Raw genomic sequence first — 1727 nt, 5'->3', positions numbered from 1 at the left:
TCCAGGTACTGTACAGCCTTTGTTTCCCGGGAGCGGTTATGGCGTCTGTATAGCCTTACACGTGTAAATTTATGGTTAAAATAATGTATTGAAAATCAGGACATAACCGCGTTTGTCTGATACTGTCCTTACCTCACCTCATCCCTTAATCCCGGACTGTCCATGCTCACGACCATTATTTACCGTAGCCATCTACGTGATGACGCCCCCCTCTGTGCGATTGAGGATATGGTGATGGCCGCAAATCTGAAAAACAGGCGCTCTGATGTTACAGGGATCTTGCTCTTTAACGGTCAGCATTTTTTCCAGCTGCTTGAAGGCCCAGAAGAGCAGGTGAAGGAGATTTATCGTTGTATCTGTAACGACTCACGGCACTACAATATTGTCGAGCTGATGTGCGATTATGCCCCTGCGCGCCGGTTCGGGAAGGTCGGGATGGAGTTATTTGATTTGCAAAAACATGAACGGGCTGAGGTCTTACAAGCTGTACTGAATCAGGGGACGTCAAAATTCCAGCTCACCTATGATGACCGGGCATTGCAGTTTTTCCGGACATTCGTACTGGCAACAGAAAAATCGACTTATTTTGAAATCCCTGCTGCCGATTTCTGGGATTTTATTACCGATAAAAGTTGTACAACCCTTAATGAAGCAGAGCTCGCGTCAAATACCGACTACACCTTTGCCTTTCAACCAATTATCGACCCTATGTCACAACGCGTTATCGCTCTGGAAGCGCTTATTCGTGGTAAAGATGGGGAAACTCCGGCAGCGTACTTTGACAAATTAAGCACGGAAGAGATGTACACAGCGGATCTGGAAAGTAAAAAGACGGCATTTGCCATGGCCAGCGCTCTGAATCTTGGTGAAAAAATGTTGTCAGTCAATCTGTTACCCATGACGCTGGTGAACAGACCCGACGCTGTTAACTTTCTGATTCATGAAATAGCCGCAAATGGACTGGTCCCTGAACAAATCATCGTGGAATTTACCGAGAGCGAAGTCATCTCCCGCTTTGATGCTTTTGCACAGGCGGTAAAATCACTTAAAGCGGCAGGGATTTGTGTGGCAGTTGATCATTTTGGCGCGGGTTATGCTGGGCTTTTACTTCTGTCTCGTTTCCAGCCGGACAGAATAAAGATCAGTCGAGAACTCATTGCTGATGTCCATAAAAGTGGCCCAAGACAGGCTATCATTCAGGCGATCATTAAATGCTGTACTTCACTTGAGATTCAGCTTTCAGCCGTTGGCATTGAAAAACCCGAAGAATGGATGTGGCTTGAATCCGCTGGGATCGAGCTTTTCCAGGGTAACTTATTTGCAGCAGCCTTGCTGAACGGTACCCCTTCTGTGGCATGGCCTGAGAGAAAATAAATAGCCACACAATAAATCATTGATATTCAATGGATTATGAAAATCATTTGTTACCTCCCCCCTTTTCTGAGGTTAAAGCCAGCAATATTCTCACGCGTGATAGTAAAGTAAATCTTAATTTTGCTAGAATGCTCTGTATGTTTTGTACAATTAGATGCATGTTGTACAAAGTGACAGGAACCGCATATCGGTGACGGAGAATCAGGAGTGTTTGGGGGAACTATGGCTTATTACAGCATCGGCGACGTCGCAGAACGTTGCGGGATAAATCCTGTAACCCTTCGGGCATGGCAACGACGCTACGGTTTACTCAAACCTCAACGAAGCGAAGGCGGACACCGACTCTTTGATGA

At 46.0% G+C, this 1727-nt stretch carries 2 protein-coding genes; both read left to right on the top strand.

Features of this window, described 5'->3' with window-relative positions; genetic code table 11:
* Nucleotides 1-162: 162 nt before the first annotated feature.
* Nucleotides 163-1374 (top strand): diguanylate phosphodiesterase, encoded by a 1212-nt coding sequence (locus KQJ18_RS23810; RefSeq protein ID WP_069324669.1) that lies wholly within the window; start codon nt 163-165, stop codon nt 1372-1374.
* Between the two features lie 222 nt (nt 1375-1596).
* Nucleotides 1597-1727: MerR family DNA-binding transcriptional regulator (locus KQJ18_RS23805; RefSeq protein WP_140424755.1), on the top strand; the 131-nt coding region annotated here is incomplete at its 3' end.

Origin of the sequence: Citrobacter sp. S55_ASV_140 (assembly GCF_018919505.1) — a bacterium.
Lineage (GTDB): Bacteria > Pseudomonadota > Gammaproteobacteria > Enterobacterales > Enterobacteriaceae > Citrobacter > Citrobacter werkmanii.
Note: the sequence above shows the minus strand (reverse complement) of the source record. Positions and strands in the feature narration are given on the sequence as shown.

Coding starts and splice junctions, on each gene's coding strand:
- KQJ18_RS23810 (WP_069324669.1), top strand. CDS start 163: ATGCTCACGACCATTATTTACCGTAGCCATCTACGTGATGACGCCCCC.